At 60.1% G+C, this 20,077-nt stretch carries 18 protein-coding genes and 1 other RNA gene; 7 read left to right on the forward strand and 12 right to left on the reverse strand.

Annotated features, from left to right (window positions below; translation table 11 throughout):
- Positions 1–13 precede the first annotated feature (13 nt).
- Positions 14–808: a thioesterase family protein gene (locus B7Y89_RS06345; protein ID WP_292936832.1), complete on the reverse strand. Its 795-nt coding sequence runs from the start codon at positions 806–808 to the stop codon at positions 14–16.
- Positions 809–1,012: 204 nt separating this feature from the next.
- Positions 1,013–1,900 carry a LysR family transcriptional regulator gene (locus tag B7Y89_RS06350; protein WP_292936834.1) on the reverse strand — a complete coding sequence of 296 codons (888 nt, stop codon included), beginning with the start codon at positions 1,898–1,900 and terminating at the stop codon, positions 1,013–1,015.
- Between the two features lie 97 nt (positions 1,901–1,997).
- Here B7Y89_RS06350 and B7Y89_RS06355 point away from each other — a divergent pair, with 97 nt between their 5' ends.
- On the forward strand, positions 1,998–3,110 hold the full coding sequence (locus tag B7Y89_RS06355; RefSeq protein ID WP_292936836.1) for an S-(hydroxymethyl)glutathione dehydrogenase/class III alcohol dehydrogenase: 1,113 nt from the start codon (positions 1,998–2,000) through the stop codon (positions 3,108–3,110).
- Positions 3,111–3,332: 222 nt separating this feature from the next.
- Here the strand turns inward: B7Y89_RS06355 and ssrA are convergent.
- Positions 3,333–3,701, reverse strand: a transfer-messenger RNA (tmRNA) gene (gene ssrA / locus B7Y89_RS06360).
- 44 nt (positions 3,702–3,745) lie between these two features.
- Entirely contained in the window at positions 3,746–4,189 is a 444-nt protein-coding gene (mscL, locus tag B7Y89_RS06365) for a large conductance mechanosensitive channel protein MscL (RefSeq protein ID WP_292936838.1), read from the reverse strand.
- A gap of 176 nt (positions 4,190–4,365) precedes the next feature.
- Between mscL and B7Y89_RS06370 the strand changes: the two genes are divergently transcribed.
- The 5 genes from B7Y89_RS06370 to B7Y89_RS06390 are packed head-to-tail and all read left to right on the forward strand — an operon-like array spanning position 4,366 to position 7,891.
- Positions 4,366–5,013, forward strand: coding sequence for a LemA family protein (locus tag B7Y89_RS06370; RefSeq protein WP_292936840.1), 648 nt, complete (start codon positions 4,366–4,368; stop codon positions 5,011–5,013).
- Position 5,014: 1 nt separating this feature from the next.
- Positions 5,015–5,848, forward strand: a complete 834-nt coding sequence (locus B7Y89_RS06375) for a YgcG family protein (protein WP_292936842.1) — start codon at positions 5,015–5,017, stop codon at positions 5,846–5,848.
- A gap of 12 nt (positions 5,849–5,860) precedes the next feature.
- The gene (locus tag B7Y89_RS06380) at positions 5,861–6,541 is read left to right on the forward strand and encodes a hypothetical protein (RefSeq protein WP_292936844.1); all 681 of its coding nucleotides are present in this window, start codon (positions 5,861–5,863) and stop codon (positions 6,539–6,541) included.
- The gene (locus tag B7Y89_RS06385) at positions 6,538–7,089 is read left to right on the forward strand and encodes an NUDIX hydrolase (RefSeq protein ID WP_292936845.1); all 552 of its coding nucleotides are present in this window, start codon (positions 6,538–6,540) and stop codon (positions 7,087–7,089) included. Before B7Y89_RS06380 ends, B7Y89_RS06385 begins: the two co-directional genes overlap by 4 nt.
- A 22-nt stretch (positions 7,090–7,111) precedes the next feature.
- Complete coding sequence (locus tag B7Y89_RS06390) at positions 7,112–7,891, forward strand: SDR family oxidoreductase (RefSeq protein ID WP_292936847.1); 780 nt, start codon at positions 7,112–7,114, stop codon at positions 7,889–7,891.
- Positions 7,892–7,922: 31 nt separating this feature from the next.
- Here B7Y89_RS06390 and B7Y89_RS06395 read toward each other — a convergent pair whose 3' ends face one another.
- The 4 genes from B7Y89_RS06395 to B7Y89_RS06410 form a co-directional block, all read right to left on the reverse strand.
- The gene (locus B7Y89_RS06395; protein ID WP_292936849.1) at positions 7,923–8,171 is read right to left on the reverse strand and encodes a hypothetical protein; all 249 of its coding nucleotides are present in this window, start codon (positions 8,169–8,171) and stop codon (positions 7,923–7,925) included.
- Between the two features lie 138 nt (positions 8,172–8,309).
- Positions 8,310–9,575, reverse strand: coding sequence for an N-succinylarginine dihydrolase (locus B7Y89_RS06400; RefSeq protein WP_292936851.1), 1,266 nt, complete (start codon positions 9,573–9,575; stop codon positions 8,310–8,312).
- Positions 9,576–9,603: 28 nt separating this feature from the next.
- Complete coding sequence (locus tag B7Y89_RS06405) at positions 9,604–10,641, reverse strand: arginine N-succinyltransferase (RefSeq protein WP_292936852.1); 1,038 nt, start codon at positions 10,639–10,641, stop codon at positions 9,604–9,606.
- The gene (locus tag B7Y89_RS06410) at positions 10,641–11,846 is read right to left on the reverse strand and encodes a hydrolase (protein WP_292936854.1); all 1,206 of its coding nucleotides are present in this window, start codon (positions 11,844–11,846) and stop codon (positions 10,641–10,643) included. Before B7Y89_RS06410 ends, B7Y89_RS06405 begins: the two co-directional genes overlap by 1 nt.
- 187 nt (positions 11,847–12,033) lie before the next feature.
- Here B7Y89_RS06410 and B7Y89_RS06415 point away from each other — a divergent pair, with 187 nt between their 5' ends.
- Positions 12,034–14,163 (forward strand): malate synthase G, encoded by a 2,130-nt coding sequence (locus tag B7Y89_RS06415; protein ID WP_292936856.1) that lies wholly within the window; start codon positions 12,034–12,036, stop codon positions 14,161–14,163.
- 185 nt (positions 14,164–14,348) lie between these two features.
- Here B7Y89_RS06415 and rsmA read toward each other — a convergent pair whose 3' ends face one another.
- The 4 genes from rsmA to lptD all read right to left on the reverse strand — a co-directional run bounded on the left by rsmA (position 14,349) and on the right by lptD (position 19,927).
- On the reverse strand, positions 14,349–15,173 hold the full coding sequence (gene rsmA / locus B7Y89_RS06420) for a 16S rRNA (adenine(1518)-N(6)/adenine(1519)-N(6))-dimethyltransferase RsmA (protein WP_292936858.1): 825 nt from the start codon (positions 15,171–15,173) through the stop codon (positions 14,349–14,351).
- Entirely contained in the window at positions 15,170–16,171 is a 1,002-nt protein-coding gene (gene pdxA, locus B7Y89_RS06425; protein ID WP_292936859.1) for a 4-hydroxythreonine-4-phosphate dehydrogenase PdxA, read from the reverse strand. The genes rsmA and pdxA overlap by 4 nt, the downstream gene beginning before the upstream one ends.
- A 38-nt stretch (positions 16,172–16,209) precedes the next feature.
- Positions 16,210–17,496, reverse strand: a complete 1,287-nt coding sequence (locus B7Y89_RS06430) for a peptidylprolyl isomerase (RefSeq protein WP_292937039.1) — start codon at positions 17,494–17,496, stop codon at positions 16,210–16,212.
- A gap of 184 nt (positions 17,497–17,680) precedes the next feature.
- Positions 17,681–19,927 (reverse strand): LPS assembly protein LptD, encoded by a 2,247-nt coding sequence (lptD, locus tag B7Y89_RS06435; protein WP_292936861.1) that lies wholly within the window; start codon positions 19,925–19,927, stop codon positions 17,681–17,683.
- Between the last annotated feature and the right edge of the window lie 150 nt (positions 19,928–20,077).

Genomic DNA, 20,077 nt, shown 5'->3' on the forward strand with positions numbered 1-20,077 from the left:
CAGGTCGGCTCCATCACCCGAATATCGCGACGCTTTGCAGCCCGCGCATCACTTCTACGCCATCTGCATTCCACATCCGCATGGTTTCGCTGTCAAAGCCTTCGGCCATGTGGTTCGATGTTGATTCCAGCAGCCACCAACCATCGCGTGTGGCTGGCTTGTCGCCCAGCAGCGTGAAGGCCCAGTTGATGGAACTGATCGGTCCGCTGCGCTCCATTGCGCGGATCGAACCGGGCGGCAAGGCATCGCCCAGCAAGACAAGTTCGGCCATCGTATCAAGGCCGTCGCGGTCCTTCAAACGTATCCAGCGGCTGACCACGCCGGGGCGCTCACCGCCTTTGGCTTCGGCATAGCGCATTTCGAGATTTTGAACGAAGTGTTGCCCGGCCGGGGTCGGAATTGGCTCGCGCTCTTCAACCGGGGTTAAGCCAGCGACCTTGCTGGCCGTCACTGAACCATTCGCAGGCCGTGCGCCGCCAAAGATCCACATCCCTCGCTGGGCTAGCGTGCCCTCGCAATATAGGTCGGTCTGGATTTGGCTGATGTTTTTGCCTTGGCGCATCACGCTGACCGCAATTTCCACATCTGCCCCCACCGGAGCGACAAAGCCGATCTGCGCAGCACGCAACGATGGCAGATCAGGGATGGCCTTGCGAATGGCGGAATAGGCAAGGAATGTTGACGCCCCGCCATACATTGTGCGGCCTTGCAGCCAGCCGTTCACGTCCTTGGCGACAAAGCGGTCGCCAACGTGTTCCAGTCCCGTGCCGATGTGGCCTATTGCAAGCGTCGATGCGGCGCTGCTCATCGGATGAGCGCTTGTAACAAGTGGGTGGCGTAACCTTGCAATGACCTCTCCTTGCGCGTTGCTGCGACTCTGGGACGGCCTTGTGCTAATGCAGCTTTACGTTAAGGGAAAGCCCTGAGACCCGCGCAAATTCGCCACTTGTGCAGCTTACGCTACGGCATGCTGGCATCGCAGTGCCGAATTTTTTTTGCAGGGCTGCGGCTGTCAGCGCGGCGACAAAGCAACTGGCAAATCCAGCCGTAACAGATCAATCAGCCGCTGCACTTTGGGTAGCAAATGGCGACGCTGCGGATAGACGGCCCAGATCGGATCGTCATCGGGGCGGTGGGCTTGCAAAACTTCCGTTAACCGTCCCTCCGTAATGGCGCGGTTTACATAAAACGCGGGCAATTGGCACAAGCCCATGCCCGCCAGTGTCGCCTCGACCACCGCTTCGCCGTTATTGCAGCGCCAGCGCCCGCGCGGGCGCAATGTCCGGGGCTCACCATCCACGCGAAAGCGCCAGACATCCGCAGTGGCTAGCAAGCATTCGTGCTGCTCCAGGTCATCGACAGACTTTGGCACACCGCGACGTGTGAGGTAATCGGGCGCGGCACATGTCACGATGCCGCGCGTGGCCACCTGGGTTCGGATCAGGCGGCTGTCGGGCAAAGTGCCGGTGCGTATGGCCAGGTCAAAGCCTTCTGGCACCAAATCAACCACGCGGTTGGTCAGGTCCAGATCAACCGCAAGCTTCGGATATTGCTGGACATAGCCGCGCACGATCGGCGCTATGAACCGCTCTCCCAATGCGGTGGGGCAGGTAATGCGCAATTGCCCTTGGGGTTCGCCCTGCAGGTCTAACATGGCGATGGCTTCGTCGCGTTCGGCGATCAGGCGGCGGAATTGATCGACCAGTGTGCGTCCGGTGTCGGTCAGGCTGACGGCGCGAGTGGTGCGGTGGAAAAACTGTGCGCCAAGGCTTTGCTCAAGCCGGGCCACGGCGCGGCTCACATGCGATGTCGATGTGCCCAATCGTTTGGCCGCCCCCACGAATGTACCCGTATCGGCCACGGCCACCACTTCATCAAACCCATCCCAACGGCTGCTCATTGTTCTCGTCTTGCAACAGTGTTTATCGTATTGGGCAATTTAACAGGTTCACTGCAATTATGCTATCGCCCCGCTCACATCACAGGGAGACCGAGATATGAAGACCCGCGCCGCCGTTGCGTTCGCCCCCAAACAGCCGCTCGAAATTGTCGAGCTTGACCTCGAAGGCCCCAAAGCGGGCGAAGTTCTGGTCGAAATCATGGCCACCGGCATTTGCCACACCGATGCCTACACGCTTGACGGCTTTGATAGCGAAGGCCTGTTTCCCAGCGTTCTGGGCCATGAAGGCGCAGGCGTTGTCCGCGAAGTTGGCGCAGGGGTCACCTCGGTCAAGCCCGGCGATCACGTGATCCCGCTTTACACACCCGAATGCCGCCAGTGCAAATCATGCCTGTCGGGCAAGACCAACTTGTGCACCGCGATCCGCGCGACGCAGGGCAAGGGCCTGATGCCCGATGGCACCAGCCGCTTTTCATACAAGGGCCAGACCATCTTCCATTACATGGGCTGCTCCACCTTCTCGAACTTCACCGTGCTGCCCGAAATCGCGGTCGCCAAAATCCGTGAGGACGCGCCGTTCCAATCGTCATGCTATATCGGCTGCGGTGTCACCACCGGCGTTGGCGCGGTGATCAACACTGCCAAAGTGCAAGTCGGCGATAATGTCGTGATCTTCGGCCTTGGCGGTATCGGTCTGAACGTGATCCAGGGCGCGCGTCTGGCGGGTGCGAACAAGATTATCGGTGTGGACATCAACCCCGACCGTGAAGAATGGGGCCGCAAGTTCGGCATGACCGACTTCCTCAATTCCAAAGGCCTCAGCCGCGAAGATACGGTCGCCAAGATCGTCGAATTGACTGACGGCGGTGCGGATTACACCTTCGATGCGACGGGCAATACCGAAGTGATGCGCACCGCACTGGAAGCCTGCCATCGCGGATGGGGCACCAGCATCATCATCGGCGTGGCAGAAGCGGGTAAGGAAATTTCGACGCGCCCGTTCCAGCTTGTGACGGGGCGCAACTGGCGCGGCACCGCGTTCGGCGGGGCCAAAGGCCGCACGGACGTGCCCAAGATTGTCGACATGTACATGACCGGCAAGATCGAAATCGACCCGATGATCACGCATGTCATGGGGCTTGAAGAAATCAACACTGCGTTTGATTTGATGCACGCTGGCAAATCAATCCGTTCAGTTGTGGTGTTCTGAACCTGAACAGGATTACACGGCTTACATTGTCTTGAAGACTGAGATGGGGCCGGGTGATGCGTTGGTTCATCCGGCCCTTTTTGCGTAAAAAGGCAATACACGTGAGAGCAGGGTCGTGCGATAGGGCATGGGCCCCGGTCCTTCGCCGGGGTGACGATCGGTTTGCTCGCGGTGTGGGGAGGAAATAGGGCGATTCTGTTGCTAGGCTCGCCCCCAGCCCCCGGTTTCCGATTCTGTTACCCGGTTCGGTCCGAACCGTGCTCACGCTTTATAACTTCAGGGCGTTAGCCCCTAGAATTATGCTGCGAGAGCAAGTGCTTCGTTGTCGTTGGCACTTGTGAGTTGTGAGCCTATAACAGGTTACTCAGCCTGGGCAAAAACAGCGCTTTTCAACACACGTCGATCCTAGTTCGGCCCCATCAACACCCTTGCGACAACAAGGCCAGGTCCAACAAGGAACCTGTAGTGATGGTGGAGCCGCCGGGTACCGCCCCCGGGTCCGCTGTGCCTATTGCACGCCGCAGTTTATCACCATAGCCGGCCTGAACCGGCAGGACCTCATATAGGGTGGTTGTGCCAAATGAAAAGGGGCAGGATTTCTCCCGCCCCTTTAACATCCGTTTTATCGGTAAGCTTCAGCCTTTGGCCTTCAGCGCATCGCGGATTTCGGCCAGCAGTTCGATTTCGCTGGGGCCAACAGGGACTGCAGGTGCTTCTTCGACAGGCTTGGCGATGACCTTGTTTGCGCCTTTGACGATCAGGAACACGACGAACGCCAGAATCACGAAATTCACGATCTGGGTGATGAAATCGCCATAACCGATCATCGCCACGCCAGCGGCTTTCAAGTCAGCATAGCTGGCTGCATCGCCTTTAAAGTCAGCAGGCAAATCACCCAATTGAATGAACAGGTTGGTAAAATCCTTCCCGCCCGAAACGAAGCCGACCACCGGCATAATCACGCTTTCGGTAAGCGAAGTTACGACTTTACCAAAAGCAGCGCCGATAATCACACCAACTGCCAGATCCAGTACATTACCGCGTGCAATGAACGTCTTGAATTCACCGAGCATTCCCATAATTTCCCCCTACTCAATCTTAACTATAATGCAGTGGCCTTGTTGCCAGCCGATTGCTGATGCTTCAAGCCTCAATCGGTTGCAAAGCCGAGACACCCTTGAAGTGCGGCTGGCTTACGCTATCTCTTGCGCCATACCGGATCGCGTGTGCGGTCCATCTAAGGGGTACGATGCCGATGGCCGCTATTCGCTTCAGCACAATCGCGTTTGCAACTGTTGCCGCCGCCAGCCTTGCCGGCTGCGGGATCAATTCGGTCCCGACGGCTGAGGAAGAGGCCAAGGCCCGCTGGGCCGATGTGGAAAGTTCGTACCAGCGCCGCGCCGATCTGATCCCGAATCTGGTTTCAACCGCCAAGGGCGCAGCCGCTTCTGAAACCACGATCCTGACCAACGTGACCAATGCGCGCGCTGCGGCCACATCGATCAACATTACCACGGACGATCTTTCGAACCCTGCCGAGTTCGAAAAATTCCAGAACGCACAAAACCAGTTGACGCAGGCGCTGGGCCAGTTGCGCACTGTGGTGGAAAACTATCCGCAATTGCAAAGCCAGGCGCGCTTTGCTGATCTGATGGTTCAGTTGGAAGGTACCGAAAACCGCATCAACGTTTCGCGCACGCGTTACAACGAAGCGGTTCAGGCCTATAACACCACGATCCGTACCTTCCCCGACGCCATCGGTGCCAAGCTGATCCATGGCGCAAAGCCGATGGTTCCGTTCAAGGCGGCTTCCGGTTCGGAAGTTGCGCCGACAGTGAATTTTGACATGAACGCGCCTGCGCCAGCAGCTGCGGCTCCTGCTCCGGCAGCATCGGGCAATTGATATGACCGCCCAATTGCGGGCATTCCCCCAATTGCGGGCATTCCTTCGTGCATGCGCTGTGCTGTTTCTGGTTCTGGCCGGGACAGCACACGCAGCCGTGCCGCCCAAGCCTGCTGGCCCTGTGCTGGATCAGGCAAACATCATTCCTGACGATCAGGAAGCCGCGCTGACCCAGCGCCTTGCGGCCTATAACGCGCAGACCGGGCGCGCGATCATCGTTGCCACTATCGCTTCGCTCGATGGCGATGATGTTGCGAATTACACCAACACACTGTTTCGCACGTGGGGTGTTGGCGGGCAGGGCACGGACCAGGGCCTGCTGTTTCTGATTGCGCCCAATGATCGGCGGGTGCGGATTGAAGTGGGGTATGGGCTGGAAGAGTTCATGCCCGATGTGCTGGCCGGACGGATCATTGCATCGGCAGTTACCCCGCGTTTCAAGGCGGGCGATTACCCCGGCGGGATTAACGCCGGTGTCGATCAGATCCTGACGCAGTTAAGCCGCAATCCGGCAGACGCCAAAGCCGTTGCCGAAGCGGCGGCTGCGGCACAACGCGAAGGATCACCAAGCGTAGGCGGGACGTTTGCCAGCGCGATTTTCTGGATCGTATTGATCATTGTGGCCATTGCGATCTTCGGACGACGCAATCGCGGATATGGCCAGCGCCGCAGCGGCATTGATCCCGGCATCGTGCTTTGGGGCTTGAGCGAAATTGCGCGCTCTGCATCCCATGGAAGCGGCGGATGGGGCGGTGGTGGCGGCGATGGCGGCGGCGGCTTCGGCGGATTTGGCGGAGGCGATTCCGGTGGCGGCGGCGCGTCTGGTGACTGGTAAGCGGGACGGGTGATGGCACAACCGAAAATGACAGCCGCCGACCATAAGCTGGTGTCCGATGCTGTTGCCGCAGCCGAGGCACATAGCGCGGGCGAAATCGTGACCATCGTGACCGCCCGGTCTGACACATACCGCGATGTCGCGCTGGCTTGGGCCGCGTTTGCGGCATTTGCAGCGCTATGCGCGCTGGAACTTGGCGCGGGAGTTACGCTGCCGCTGATCGAAAACCTGCTTGGTCTGTGGGCGTTTGAATGGACCCCGCGCGCTGTGCTTGGCCTTGCGTTGGTTTCGGGCACGCTGAAATTCATGACGGTCTATCTTGTGCTGCGCTTTACCCCGCTTGGCCTGTGGCTCACCCCGCGCCGGGTGCGCAATGCCCGCGTACGGGAACGCGCGCTGACGTGTTTTCGGGTGGGCGCAGAAAGCCGCACCTCTGGTCACACCGGCGTATTGATTTACCTGAGCCTTGCCGAACACCGCGCCGAGATTATCGCCGATGCTGCCATTGCGTCCAAAGTTTCACCCGAAACGTGGGGCTATGCGATGAAGGCGATGCTTGATCCGCTGCGCCAAGGCCACATGGCGCAAGGTATGGCCGCTGCTGTGGGCGAAGTTGGCAAAGTGCTTGGCCAACACTTTCCGCGCGGCAAAGATGATGTCAACGAACTGCCTGACAGGTTGATTGAAGTATGAGTTTGGAAGATGAATACCGTGACCAGCCCGAAGAAATTCGTTGGGAAGGACGCTATATTGTCGCAAAAACGCGCGGGCGCTGGGAATATGTCGGGCGCAGTCGCAACATTCGGGCGGCGGTGATCCTCGCGGTTGATGATGGCCATGTCCTGCTGGTTGAACAATTTCGCGTGCCGCTGGGCCGGCCTTGCATCGAATTGCCCGCCGGGTTGATCGGTGATGAGGCAGGTTCCGAGAACGAGGATGCAGCCATAGCGGCCGCGCGCGAATTGGAAGAGGAAACCGGCTATCGTCCGGGCCGGGTTGAATCGCTAGGTGAGTTTTATTCCTCGCCGGGGATGGTGACAGAAGCTTTCACTCTGTTCCGTGCGCTGGATCTGGAAAAAGTGTCAGAAGGCGGCGGCTTGGAAGGCGAAGGCATTACCGTGCACCGAGTTGTGTTGAGCGAGATTACAAGCTTTATCGCGGCCAAACGTGCCGAAGGCTATGCCATTGATACGCGGATGCTGTTGTTGCTCTCGCCCGGCATCCTCGGCGCCTCAACATAACAACCACATCCGGAGAGCGCCAATGGGTAGAGTAAGCGGCAAGAAGGCCCTGATCACCGGCGCTGCCCAAGGCCTTGGCGCGGCGCATGCATGGATGCTGGCGCGCGAAGGTGCCAAGGTTCTGCTCACGGATATCAACGGTGACGGCGCAAAGGCAACAGCCGATGCGATCAACACCGAACTGGGCGCAGGCACGGCCTTTGCCATGCGCCATGATGTAACCAGTCCGTTTGATTGGGATGCGGCCATCGCGCTGGCAGCGGAGAAAATGGGCGGGTTATCGGTGCTCGTCAATAATGCGGGCGTGAGCGTGCGCGGCAATATTGAAACCTGCACGTTGGAGGAATGGCATCGCGGCTTTGCCATCAACGTCGACAGCGTTTTCCTTGGCTGCCAAAAGGCGCTGCCATTATTGCGCGATAGCCAGCCCGCATCAATCGTCAACATCAGTTCGATCGCGGGGCTGATCGCATCGGATTCCATGCCCGGCTATAATGCCAGCAAGGCGGCGGTGTGGATGCTGTCCAAATCGGTCGCGCTCTATTGCGCCAAACGTGGTTGGGATATCCGCTGCAATTCGGTGCACCCGACGTTCGTTGATACCCCGATCCTTGATGATATCAGCGCAAATGCAAACCTTGAAAAGTCAGTGGTGATGGTCAAGCTGGCCCGCCAAGTGCCGCTTGGCCGGGTTGGCGTTCCGGACGATATTGCGGCGGGCGTGCTTTACCTTGCCAGTGATGAAAGCCGCTTCATGACAGGGGCCGAATTAAAGCTGGACGGTGGCATTTCCGCCATGTGAGCGCGCGTCCGGTATTGCTAATCGCGACCTCTTAAATCTTTGCGGTTTCAGCGATTTGTTCTGCAGCTTCGCGTTCCATACGCACAGCATCAAGGATTTTTGCACCGCCCATGAACACCGCGCCCGTGGCAGCAGCAAACAACAGCTTGCCGCCAAAGCCGGGGTATTGGGTAAGGTAGGCCTGTCCGCGTTCAACCGCGCCCAGCGACAGCGCATAGATGATCGCAAACGCCTCGAAGCGGGTTTTGATGACGAACAGGCGAGCAATCTTGTTTAGCATTCGGGGTACTGATCCTCTTTTGCCAATAAGCACTGCAATCATCGTGCCATTCCCTGTTTTGCTGGATTATTGCTTGTTAAACTTTCGTTCACTGTAAATTCCAGCGACAGGGCCTGTCCATGGGGTACGCCGCAGGGATCAGGAAAGTTCCCCAAGATTCAATGCATTCAGCAGCGCAGCGCGGGCTGAAATCACGCTTTCGGCCAATGACGGTGTGCCAAGATCAGCGGGGTCGATCTGTTCTGGCCAGTGTGCGGCGACAACGCGTTCCACCAGCGCGGCTTTGGCTTCATCCAGCAGGAAACGCGGGTCAATCGTCGCAGGATCAGCAACAACACGCAGCCGCAGACAGGCAGGGCCACCGCCATTGGCCATCGATTGGCGCACATCCACCGGCAGGACGCGGCGGATGGGGCCGTTGGATGCTAGCATGCCATCGAGCCAGCTTCGCACCGAGGGCATTTCCCATGCTTCGAGCGGAATGACGAGGCCCATTTCGCCGGTTGGCAGGGTGAGCAGTTGCGCATTGAACAGATAACTTTGGATAGCATCCGCCAAGCTTACCGCCGAGGCGGGCACGACGACGATTTCTGCTTGCGGCAACCTTGTCCGGATTGCCGCATAGGTGCCTTCGGGATCGGCGAAAGCCTGTTCGTGCGTGAACAGCACGCGTTCATTGGCAACCGCGACGACATCGTTGTGGAACGCCCCTGCGGCGATGGCTTCGCCCGACTGTTCGATGAACAGGCAGCGTGCGGGATCAAGCCCGTGCAGGCGGGCAACGGCGCGGCTTGCCTGTTCATGCTGGCGCGCGGGGAATGCGCCGCCGGGCTTGCCATAGACGAACAGTTCAAGGCCGGGGGCATCATGGGCCACACACATCCGCATGTGATTGGCCGCGCCTTCATCGCCAAAGCACGCCGGCACGGCATCGTGCACGGCAAAATGGGCGGTGTCGGCAAAGGCCAGACGCAACTGGCGCACGGTGTCCGGCCATTCCTGCGACCGGTGCGGCATAGTTACAAGGTTGGCGGCCGTAAGGTGGCAGCGCCCGTCGGCGGTATCGGGCGAGGGGCTGACCGTGGCGGCATTGGCGGTCCACATGGACGAGGCAGACCATGCCGCAGCGCGCAACCGGCGCTGCGCCGGATCGACCTCGTCAATCGCGTTCAGGCCCAAGGCGTCCAACAGTACGGGGTTGGGGCGGGGCAGGGGCGCAAACAGGCCCTGCATCAGGCCAAGGCCCATATTATGGCGCATCTTGGCAATGCCTTGCAGGGCGGCAGCGCGCGGATAGGATGCCTCGCCCGCATGACTTGCCGAAGCCAGATTGCCAAGGCTGAGGCCCGCGTAATTGTGGCTTGGGCCAACAAGGCCATCGAAGTTGATTTCAACGAGGGGCATGAACCATTTCCAAAATCAGGGGGCGCGCTTATCGCGGGATGTGCCAGACCATATCGCCTGCCGAGACGTCGAGTGCAGCGGCTGCAACCGGATCAAGCACAAGGCCATCGGGCGTATTGGCAACTTCGGCAAAAGTGCAGCGGTAATCGGCAAGGCGGCCCGTTGCGACCAGAGCCTTGACCGCGCCGCCATCGCGTTCAGGCGCGCGAACGTGGGTGACGACTGTGGTTTGCGCCTCGCAGATGGAACGAACGCGGTCGGTGCGTGCGGTCATGGTGGGGCCGCCGTCGAAAATATCGATATAGCCTTCATACGAAAAGCCTTCGTCCTCAAGCATGCGCATGGCCGCGCGGCCGGAAGGGTGGGGCAAGCCGATGGCTGTGCGCGCGCTTTCGGGCAGCATCGCGATATAGACAGGGTGCTTGGGCATCAGATCGGCGATGAACTGGTTGCCGTTGATCGCGTTGAAATAGTCTGCTTCCTGAAAGCTCATGCCGAAAAACCGGCCCGCAACGCCATCCCAGAATGGAGAGCCTCCGCGTTCATCAATGGCGCCGCGCAATTCTGCGAGGATTTTGTCGGCAAAGCGTTGGCGATGCATTGCGATGAACAGATAGCGGCTGCGCGCCAGCAACATGCCAAGGCCCCCTGCGCGTTCCGATGGATGCAGGAACAGGCCGCCGACTTCGCTTGATCCTTCAAGATCGGTGACAAGGCCCAGCATCTCGGCGCGGAAGGTGCGGTTCAGTTCCTTGGAATGCTGCGTCAGCGTGGCCTTGCGATAGGAATAGAACGGCCACTGCCGCCCCACGCTGGTAAAGATCTGGCACGTTCCGCGCACTTCGCCGGTGGCGCTGTCTTCCAGCACGAGCACGAACAGTTCATCTTTCAGATTTTGCGGATCGCCATCCTCCTTGTTGGCATAGGCCTGGCAGGCGCGCTCAAGCTTGGTGGTCAGCGATTTGCGGTCTGCGGGCAGATTGGTGAAGCCGCCGCCGGTAAGCTTGGCCATTTCATACAGCGATTGCAGATCACTGGCGCGCGCGGCGCGAATACGGAATGTCATCAGCTTCCCCCAGATAGCCGGTGCAGAACCAGCGCCGATAATGCGGCACGTTCTGCCAAGGACGGCACGATCAGGTATTCCTGATCCGAATGGATTGCGCCCCCGCGCACGCCCATCGTATCGACAACAGGCACCCCGCATGCGGCAATGTTGTTGCCGTCGCACACTCCGCCCGATGCCTGCCAGCGGATCGGCTGGCCCAGCGCCTGCCCGCATTCGCGCACCAGACCGAACAGGGCTTCGGCCTCGGCCGTCAAAGGTTTGGGCGCGCGGGACACGCCGCCGTGGAGGTGGATGGAGACATCATGCAGCTTTTCGATCACGCGCACAGCTTCGCGCAGGGACGCTGCGAAAGCTTGGGCCATTTCAGGCAAGCGCGGGCGCACATTGAAACGCAGCACCGCATGATCGGGCACGACATTGTTGGCGCTGCCGCCATCGATTCTGGCAGGATTGACGGTAAGGCCCGGTTCTTCAAGCGCTTTCAGGCGCAGGGCAAGATCAGCCGCTGCAAGGATGGCGTTGCGCCCGTCCTGCGGATTGCGTCCGGCATGGGCACTACGGCCGGTGATGACGGCGCTGTAATTGCCGCTGCCGGGGCGCTCTCCTGCCAATGTGCCATCTGGCAGGGCAGAGGGTTCATAGGTCAGCGCTGCGGCTTTGCCCGATGCCAGTTCGGCAATGAGCGCAGCCGATGACAAGCTGCCGGTTTCCTCGTCCGCATTGATCAGCACGTCATAGCCGACTTGCGCGGCGGCGGGGCTGGTTTCAAATGTGGTCAGGGCGGCAAGGATTACGGCGATGCCGCCTTTCATATCGGCCACGCCGGGTCCGTTCAGGGTTTCGCTATCCAGCCATGTCAATGTCTGGAACGGGTGCGTGGGCGCAAATACCGTGTCCATATGGCCCGTCAGCAGATAGCGGCGCGGCGCATCGGGCCGGACGGACAGGACCAGATGCGCGCCATTGGCCGTTTGCACCTCGCTTCCGTCTGCCGCGATTGCAGTGACGGTTGCGGGTTCGACCTTGCGCACTATGCCCGGCAAGGCAGAAAATGCATCGGCCAGAAGATCCCACTGGCGGGCGAGGCCGGAAAGGTTGCCGGTGCCGGTATTGATGGCGCACCACCGTTCGACGCGGGCCAGCATCGCGGCGGCGTCAATTGCGGCAATCAGGCCGTGCTCTTTGGCGGAAAGCTGTTGCATCTGTAACCTTCGTAGCGCGTCATGGGGGCGGGGTGAAGTGCTATGTCCTTTGGCGATCTCCTGCCCATGTCATTGCAAAACACATTGCAGTGATGCATAGGCTGGAACGTTCCTCCCCAGGTTCTACAGATTCGGCGCATGTCCTGTTGGGCGTGGACGTTGACATGAGCGAATGGAAATGGGTGAAATGAACGAACGTATCGAGCGTAGCGGCCTTAAAGTTGACGCGCAGCTTAGCCGGTTTATCGACAGCGAAGTGCTTGGCCCCCTCGGGCTTGATGCCAATGCCTTTTGGCAGGGCTTTGCGCAGCTTGTCGGCCAATTTACTCCGGTAAACCGCGCGCTTCTGGCCAAGCGTGACAGCTTGCAGGCAAGGATCGATGCCTGGCACCGTGACCGCAAGGGCAAGCCGGTGGTTATGGCCGAATACCGCGCGTTCCTGACCGAAATCGGCTATCTGGTGGCCGAGCCTGAGGCGTTTGCAATCGGTACGCAAAACGTCGACCCTGAAATTGCCACGATGGCAGGGCCGCAACTGGTTGTCCCGGTGCTGAATGATCGCTTCGTTCTGAACGCCGCCAATGCGCGTTGGGGCAGCCTTTATGATGCGTGGTACGGCACCGATGCGCTGGATGCGCCGCCTGCGCGCGGCGGCGGTTATGACGCTGATCGCGGTGCGGCAGTCGTTCGTGCTGGCCGTGTGTTCCTTGACCATACTTTCCCGCTGACAGGGATGGGCTGGAATGACTGGGATGGCGAAGGCGTGCCGCCATTGGCCGATGCAGGGCAGTTAGCGGGGCAAAAGCCCGGTAGCATCCTGCTGCGCAACAATGGCCTTCATGCCGAAGTGGTGTTGGACTGCACGCATCCGGTGGGAAAGGACGACAAGGCGGGCATTGCCGATATCGTGATGGAATCCGCGCTGACGGCGATTGTCGATCTTGAAGATTCCGTGGCGGCTGTGGATGCCGAAGACAAGTTGCTGGCCTATCGCAACTGGCTGGGCCTGATGCGCGGCGATCTGGAGGCGCGCTTCGAAAAGGGCGGCAAGACCATGAGCCGCAAGCTGGAGGCTGACCGGACCTGGACGGCGCCCGATGGAGCCACGCTGACGTTGCCGGGGCGCAGCTTGCTGTTTGTGCGCAATGTTGGCCATCTGATGACCAATCCGGCGATCCTGCTGGCTGATGGCAGCGAAATTCCCGAAGGCATCATGGACGCGGTGATCACGTCGGCCATCGGCATGCATGATGTGAAGGGGCTAGGGCCGTTGCGCAACAGCCGCAAGGGCAGCATCTATATCGTGAAGCCCAAGATGCATGGGCCGGAAGAAGTTGCCTTTACCAACGACCTGTTCAACGCGGTCGAGGACTTGCTGGGGCTTGAGCGCCACACCGTGAAGGTGGGCGTGATGGATGAAGAGCGGCGGACATCGGCCAATCTGGCCTCGTGCATCAAGGCGGTGCGGGACCGTATCGTGTTCATCAACACCGGCTTCCTTGACCGGACGGGCGATGAAATCCACACCTCGATGCAGGCCGGCGCGATGATCCGCAAGGGCGCGATCAAGGGTTCGGGCTGGATTGCGGCCTATGAAAAACGCAATGTCTGCATCGGTTTGGCGCAAGGCCTTTCGGGCAAGGCGCAAATCGGCAAGGGCATGTGGGCCGCGCCCGATATGATGCACGACATGATGGAACAGAAGATCGCGCATCCCCGCACCGGCGCGAATACGGCGTGGGTTCCATCGCCCACAGCGGCAACCTTGCACGCGATGCACTATCATCAGGTTGATGTGTTCGATGTGCAGAAGTCGGTGCTGGCAGAACGCACACCCGATCTTGATGCGCTGCTGGCGATCCCGCTGGCTGACGGCACGAACTGGTCCGAAGACGAAGTGCGCGAGGAACTGGACAACAACGCGCAAGGCCTGCTCGGCTATGTCGTGCGCTGGATTGATCAGGGCGTAGGTTGTTCAAAAGTGCCCGATATCAATGACGTGGGCCTGATGGAGGACCGCGCGACGCTGCGCATTTCCAGCCAGCACATGGCGAACTGGTTGCTGCATGGCGTGGCCACCAACGCACAAGTGATGGACAGCCTGAAGCGCATGGCGGCCAAGGTTGATGCGCAAAACGCGAACGATGCGCTGTATGAACCAATGGCCGGAAACTGGGAAGACAGCTTTGCCTTCCGCGCGGCCTGCGATCTGGTGTTCAACGGGGTGGAACAGCCCAACGGCTACACCGAACCGCTGCTGCACGCGTGGCGTTTGAAGAAAAAGGCGGCTGTGGCGAAAGTGGCTGAACTGGCCTAACATTGGGAAAGGGCGGGCTTCAAAGCTCGCCCTTTCTATTTCGCGCAGAGGCGCAGAGTTCCGCAGAGACCGAGCGTGTGCGGCAAAGCCGCTTTTGAGCTTGCGATGCGTCGCAATGATGAAAATGCGGCCTGCGGCTCGTCCGTAAATCTCTGCGGAACTTTGCGCCTCTGCGCGAAACAATTCTACTTCGTCAGCACCCGCGCGATGCTCACAAACTCTGCCACATCCAAGGTTTCGGCGCGGCGCTGGCTGTCGATGCCCAGTACTTCCAGCGCATCAATCGCGCCGGGCAGACCCTTCAGCGACTGGCGCAGCATTTTGCGGCGTTGGCCGAATGCGGCTTCGGTCACGCGTTCCAGCATGCGGGCCGAGACGCCTTCGGGCATGGCGGCAGGTTCAACATGGATGATGGCCGACATCACTTTGGGCGGCGGGGTGAAAGCGCTGCGGTGCACTTTCATGGCGATGCGAGGGGTGGAGCGCCATTGGGCCAGCACGGCCAGACGGCCATAAGCATCTGATCCCGGCGCTGCGATAATGCGTTCGGCGACCTCCTGCTGGAACATCAGCGTCAGCGATTTCCACTGCGGCGGCCACGCCTGCCCCGAAAGCCAGCCGGTGAACAGCATCGTGCCCACATTGTAGGGCAGGTTTGCGGCGACATGCCATGCACCATCAAACAGCGTTTCGGGCGCGATTTTGGTGGCATCGCCCTGAATTACGGTCAACTGGCCGGGGAACGCTTCTGCCAGTTCGGCAAGCGCGGGCAAACAGCGCTTGTCCATTTCGATTGCCGTCACGTTTGCCCCTGCACGCAGCAAGGCGCGGGTGAGGCCCCCGGGCCCGGGACCTACTTCAAGGACGTTTTCGCCCTTCAGCTTGCCCGGAACCGTGGCGATACGGCTGAGCAATTGTTCATCGAACAGGAAATTCTGGCCCAGCGCTTTGGTGGCAATCAACCCGTGACGGTTGACCACGTCGCGCAAGGGGGGGAGGGTGTCGGTCAAGGGTTCATCCTTCGCATCGCGCATTCGCCCGCCATCCGCAACGCTGCCACGGTGGGGCCGACGCGCGCGGTGCCGGTTCCGGCAATGCCAAACGCTGTGCCGTGATCGGGCGAGGTGCGGATGATCGGCAGGCCCAGCGTGACGTTGACGCCCGCATCAAAATCCAATGCTTTCATCGGGATAAGCGCTTGATCATGGTACATGCAAATTGCCGCATCATAGGCGGCGCGGGCTTCGGCATGGAACATTGTGTCAGGTGGAAGCGGGCCGAACGCGTTGATGCCCGCCGCTTGCAACAGTGCAACAGCGGGCGCGACGATGTCGGCATCTTCGTGCCCCATCCTGCCATCTTCGCCCGCATGGGGGTTCAGGCCTGCAACGGCGAGGCGCGGGTTTGCAATCCCGAAATCGCGGGTGAGTGCGCTTGCGGTGATGGCAGCGCGGTTGCGGATCAGTTCGTTGGTCAGCAAATCCGGCACATCGCGCAGCGCCACATGGACAGTAATGGGCACCACGCGCAAGTTGGGGCCAGCCAGCATCATGACGGCGTTTTCGGGTAGAATGCCGCAAGCTTGCGCGACATATTCGGTTTGCCCCGGATAGTGAAAGCCAACGCGCGCCAGGCGGCTTTTGGCGATGGGGCCGGTGACGAGCGCGGCTGCTGCGCCTGAACGGACGAGGCCGGTGGCTGCGGCAAGGGCATTGAGCGCCAGCGTGGCTCCGGCATCGCAAGGTGCGCCGGGGGTGTAATCGACATCGCCGATATCGAGCACGGGCAGGCCTTGGTCAAAACATCCGGCCACTTCATCGGGCGCTTTAACTGCGCAGACCGGTACGTTGAGGCCGCGTCGGCGCGCGGCTTCTTCGATCACGCGGGCAGAGCCTACCACAAAAAACGCCGGCAAATGCTCTGCCTTGCGCATGTCCCAAGCGGCTGCGGCCAGTTCGGGGCCGATGCCTGCGGGATCTCCGATGGAAAGGGCGAGGGGAAGCGTCATGCGCTTCCCCTAAACGCTCAAGCGCCGCTTGGCGACAATCAGTTGTATTCAATCACCGCATCGCGGCGAAGATCGCGCAAGTATGTTTGCGCGCGCTTGTTGACGCGGTCATCTTCGATCTGCGACATCAGTTCATCGAAGCTTGGTCCGCTGGCGACTTGCGGATCATCACGGCCGCACAGCATCAGCACACGAACGCCTTCTTCGATGGAGCCGAACGGTGGTGTGGTCTGGCCAACGGGCAGGGCCAGCAAGGTGTCTTGCAGCGCACCCGGCAGATCGCGCGCCTTGATCTGGTCATTGGCGACAACCGAAGCGCCAATTTTGGTGGCTTGCGTTTCGGCATCACCACAGCCCTTGATCGTCTTGACCATGGCGGCAAATTCAGCGGCCTTTTTGCCCGCAGCATCATTGCTGAGGCCTTTGGGAAATTCGATAGAGATTTGCTTGAGGCTGAGCAGCGCGTCGCGAGGATCGGCGGTCAGCACTTGCCGTTTGTCGATCAGGTACAGGATCGAAAAGCCGCCACGAATTTCAATAGGGCCTGCCAACTGTCCCGGCGCCATGCCAGTGGCCGCAGCGCCCAGTTCGGGCGGAAGCTGGGCCAGACGGATCCAGCCGAGATCACCGCCGACAGCAGCGGTGGAGGCTTCGGAGTACTGGCGGGCATAGGCGACAAAGCTGCCGCCGCCCTTTAACTGCTCAACGATCTTTTCTGCATTTGCAAAGACTTGCGTCTTGTTCACGTCACTGGCGGCAAGGAAGATTTCACCGATACGGTATTCCTCGGTGCCCTTTGATGCCTGCAAACGCTGCATCATTTCGGTCACTTCGCCTTCGGCCACGTTGACGAAGGGCTGGACGTTGCGGCGCAGCAGGTTCTGCCATGCCAGTTCGCCCCGGATCTGGCGCTTCAGCGATGCCGAAGACGAACCAACGCGAGCGAGGTACTTTTCCATCGCTTCAGGAGTCTGTCCAAAGTTCTGGCTGGCCACGCGATCATATGTGGCATCGACCTGCGCATCGTCCACCGGCACATCAGCCGCTTTGGCTTCTTGAATTTGCAGTGTTTCATCGATCAGGTTGCGCAAGACCTGCATGCGCAGACGATCCAGTTCCTCACCATCCACTTTGTTACCATTGGCCGAAACGATCAGCGCCAGACGCTGTTCAACGTCGGTGCCGGTTACAATTTCACCATTCACAATCGCTGTGGCGCGGCGGACGTTGGGATCGTTCTTGCCGAACATTACCGGGTTGGCCGGAATGTTGAGCGGCGAATTTGCGCCCTGTGCCAATACCGGAGTGACGGCAACAGCAGCCATACCGAAGGCGAGCGCGGCAGTGCCAATCGTGCGGGTGATTTTCAGTCTGGACATCATAGTCAGAGGTATCGTCCTGTCGAACTGGCGCTCAAACGGCTGCCGTTTGGTACTCTTGGGCTTGTGACCGCAAGCGGCTTAACCCACGATGAGTGGCGTATCGTGCGCAAAAGGGCAAGATGGCGGGCTATTTCACCCCGAGGTTCTTGAGTGAAAGCGAAATCTGGAACGAGTTTCCGCGCACTGCATCCCCGATGTTCACGTAATCACGCCGCCAGGTGAATGACAGATCGAGGCAATCATCGGTCCATGCCACGCCCAGCCGGTGGCGCAGCATCTGGTAGCCGTCCGAAGAGCCGGTCGGGTCTTCGTTGCGGTTGGTCAGGTTGATGATGGTTGATCCGAACACCGAGAATGTCCGTGTGATCGGCGTGCGTGCGGCAAAGCGCAGTTCTTCGCGATCCTGCAAATCTTCAAATGTGCTGGCGATGTTGCGGTTCAGCTTGAGATAGCCCGCCTCCAGATAGCGGCGATGATTGCCCAGCGTGACGTCCGCTTCATTGCGGCGCAGGGCAAAGCTGTCCTTGTCCAGCCGATAGCGGTGCGTCAGCTTCACGATATCGCCGAACCGCACGGTGGTGCGGCCCACAAAGTCTGATGTACGGCGGCTGAGGCCGGTGCCTTCGGGCAGGAGCGCGGTCTGGTTAGACAGGCGGTAGCTTTGGCCCAGCGTGGTCGTGACGCGCAGGCCGGGGCGCTGGAAGCTCCAGTCAAAGCCGTAAGTGAAGCGCACGCCGTCCTCGATCCGGTCATGCCCCGGAAAGCGGTTGAGCGAGAACAGGTTGGTGTCTTCCAGATCGACCGAGCGCGAATCCTCGTTGGGGATTTCAAAGTTGCGCACGCCGGGGGTGGCCACGACCTGAAAGCGCGGGGTCAGCACTTGCGCGCCGCCAAACAGGCTGCCGACGAACGGCCATTTCACGTCAAGCGCTGCGGTGGCGATGCCGCGTGTCTGCCAGCCTTCCAGCCCGCGATAAGTGGGCGTTGCGGTAAGCGCGTTGTCAGAACTGTGATAGACATCGCCGCGCACAAGGCCCGTCAGCGTCACTTCCTGCCCCATGCCCGTAATCGTGCGCAAATCCCACTGCGCGCGGGCAAAGGCGCGCTGGCTGTCCTGTCCGGCAGTACGCACGATGGCAAGGCTGTTGGCCTGCAGTTCAAACCGGCCCGGCAGCCCTTCAACCGTCAGGCGGCGGCGATAATCGATCGCGGGAAGGGCCAGCGGCACCAGCCCTTGCGGATCGTTGACGCGCACCGTCTGCGTGGCCCAACCTGCTATGCTGAAATAGCTGCTATCGTCGATCCGTTCGATATTCAGCGATGAACGCAAACGGTCATCACGGCTTATGTCGTAACGGCGCAGGAACGTGCGGTCAGACGCCAGACGGCCATAGCCGGTCAGGCTCCATTCGGGCGAGAACTGCAGCTTGCCGTTGGCTTCAATATAGCCGCGCCATGATTGCTGGCCGGTGGGCGTTGTGTTAATTGGCGCGCCCAGCGGGATCAGCCCGCTTCGGGTGGCATAACCGGTGATCTGGAACGCGCCCAGATTGGTCAGATGCCGGTACTTTGCGGTCAGCATCGGCAGCGACCCAGTGTAGAACGTGCCCGTCACCGCCAGATCGCGATTGTCGGCAATACGCCAGTACCATGTCTCGCTGATTTCAGCGCCGTTGGCCGCGCCTAGCCGGAAATCGGGAATCAGCAAGCCGCTTTCCGCACGAAAATCGGATGTGTGGCCAAGGCCTGGCAGTGGCAGGATGGGGATGCCGAACATGCGCAGCGTTGCGCCGTAATATTTGACCCGCTTTTCCTTGGCGTCAAAGAACACGCGGGCGGCGGTCACTTCCCAACTGGGCTTTTTGGCGCAGCCTTTGCTGTCTTCGACCGAGCAGCCGGAATAGGCCACTTGATCCAGTGTCATGTTGCCGTTGTCATCGCGCGCGCCGCTTTCGGCAGCCAGCCTGCCGCCTGCGCGCAACACAATCAGCAGGTCTTCAATCGCGCCCGCCTTGAACGTGTCGGTCAATTCGACCTTGTCGGTATAGACGATGTTGCCATCAATATCGACAAATCGGATGTTGCCGGTGGCCAATATCTGCCCGGTCTTGCGGTCCCACACCACATTATCAGCGCGCACGGTCTGATCGACATGGCGCAGGACGACGCCGCCGTTTGCGGTGACCACTTCGCTTTCGCTATCATAGCGCACTTTGTCGGCTTCGAACCGGACAAGGTCTTCTGTGGCTGATTCGCCGGTTGCAGAAGGCGTTGAAGTTTGCGCTGCGGCATTAAGGGCAGGCGCTGCTTGCGCCAGTGCGGGATTGGCGGAAAACGCTGCAAACACAAGCGTAGACGCGGGCCAAAGAGCCATTCGCGTTACGTGCGCAAGACGCAAGCGTCGATCAAGGGCTTGCGGCTGCGGCCGCCGGGCGGGTTGCATGCGCTTGCCTATCGCACCAGTGCACCCTAACTGCAATTACACAAATGCAGCCTTGGCCAAGCTTTGCGTCAAAGTGTGCCG

Origin of the sequence: Novosphingobium sp. 32-60-15 (genome assembly GCF_002280675.1) — a bacterium.
Lineage (GTDB): Bacteria > Pseudomonadota > Alphaproteobacteria > Sphingomonadales > Sphingomonadaceae > Novosphingobium.